This window comes from Streptomyces europaeiscabiei (genome assembly GCF_001550375.1).
GTDB classification, from domain to species: Bacteria; Actinomycetota; Actinomycetes; order Streptomycetales; family Streptomycetaceae; genus Streptomyces; species Streptomyces europaeiscabiei.
This window is the reverse complement of record NZ_LRTR01000361.1, coordinates 1-924: the sequence shown is the minus strand read 5'-3', so window position 1 is coordinate 924 and position 924 is coordinate 1. Positions and strand designations below refer to the sequence as shown.

The 924-nt window shown below is 75.0% G+C and carries 1 pseudogene; it reads right to left on the bottom strand.

The features are described from left to right. Positions 1 to 882 (bottom strand): annotated as a pseudogene (locus tag AWZ10_RS17160) (sensor histidine kinase); the annotation flags it as partial. Positions 883 to 924: the final 42 nt, after the last annotated feature.

Below are 924 nucleotides of genomic sequence, written 5' to 3'. Positions count from 1 at the left end.
CGCCCCGTCGTCCCGCACCTCCACCCGCAGCCGCCCGCCCTCGTACCGCCCGCCGATCCACGCGCGTTCCGCCCCGCTGTGCCTGCCGATGTTGGCGAGCGCCTCCCGGACCGCGAAGTACGCGGCGGACTCGACGGAGTCGGCGAACCGCGGGAGGTCGACGTCCAGTTCCACGGGGACGGCGGAACGGTCGGCGGCGTCGGCGAGGGCGTCCGGGAGGCCGTAGTCGGCGAGGACCTGGGGGTGGATGCCGTGGATCAACTCCCGCAGTTCGCCGAGGACTTGATCGGCCTCCTGGTGGGCGGCGGCCAGCCGGTCGGCGAGTTCGGGCGGGGCGTCGAGCCGGGCCAGGCCCAGGGTCATGCTCAGGGACACGAGCCGCTGCTGGGCCCCGTCGTGCAGATCGCGCTCGATCCGGCGCCGCTCCGCCTCGAAGGCCGCCACCAGCCGGGCCCGTGAGCGCGTCACCTCGCCCAGCCGCCGTTCCGCCTCCGCCTGGCTCGGCGCGAGCAGCAGCCGGGCGAGCGCGGCGCGGGCCCGTGCGTACTGGACCAGGGGCCACAGCAGCGCGAGGAGGAGGACGACGCCGATGGCCGTGCACAGCAGGGCCTGGCCGTAGGAGTCGATCAGCCAGAGCTTGGCGATCCGTGCGTCGCCGCCGGAACCGCTCGCCGTCGCCAGGTGCAGGGGCGCCCCGATCATCGCGCCGGGCAGGCCCAGTGCCCCCAACAGCACGGCCGCGTCCAGCGGCCACAGCACGAAACCGAGGAGCCCCGTGTACGCCAACTCCCGCCAGGTCACCCGCTCGGTGAGCCGCAGCCGGGCCCACGCGCCGAGGCCGGGATCGGCCGGGGTGGCGTGCGGGTCGGGCAGCGGCGGTGAACAGATCGGGCTCCACGCGAAAACCCTATGTCACGCCACTGA